Genomic DNA, 402 nt, shown 5'->3' with positions numbered 1-402 from the left:
ATTTTAATCCTCATGCGCAAGTGCCATTTGAACCAAGCTTCAGGTGGCCAGAAGAGGTTTCCCGAAATTACTATGACGTGACGGCCGGCCAACCGATCCAAATACATCCCGATCGCGCGTTGGTTTCCCGGCAGGTTTTTGAATTGAGCCCTTTCTGGATGCACCATCTCCTTGAAAGCAATGGTTTTGTCGGATGTCTCCGTCGCTCGAACTATTGCTGATGGATCCAGGCATGACCGCTTTGCGCCTGATGTCGGCCGTAGAGGGAAACTTAGCCTGTGTCCGGGAGCAGACATCGGGATTAAACATGCTGGAGGTTTTGGTCGCACCTCATCTCACGTCGTGAAGCGAAGGTAGCTTCCGGTAGCAGCCGACACTCGCGCTTTCCGCACGCTAGTGAGC

At 53.5% G+C, this 402-nt stretch carries 1 pseudogene; it reads left to right on the top strand.

The annotated features are described in order from the left end of the window. Positions 1–221 (top strand): annotated as a pseudogene (locus EN780_RS40220) (hypothetical protein); the annotation flags it as partial. Positions 222–402 lie beyond the last annotated feature (181 nt).

This window comes from Mesorhizobium sp. M4B.F.Ca.ET.089.01.1.1 (assembly GCF_004022605.1).
GTDB classification, from domain to species: domain Bacteria; phylum Pseudomonadota; class Alphaproteobacteria; order Rhizobiales; family Rhizobiaceae; genus Mesorhizobium; species Mesorhizobium abyssinicae.
The sequence above is the reverse complement of the archived record's forward strand: the minus strand, read 5'-3'. Positions and strand labels throughout refer to the sequence as shown.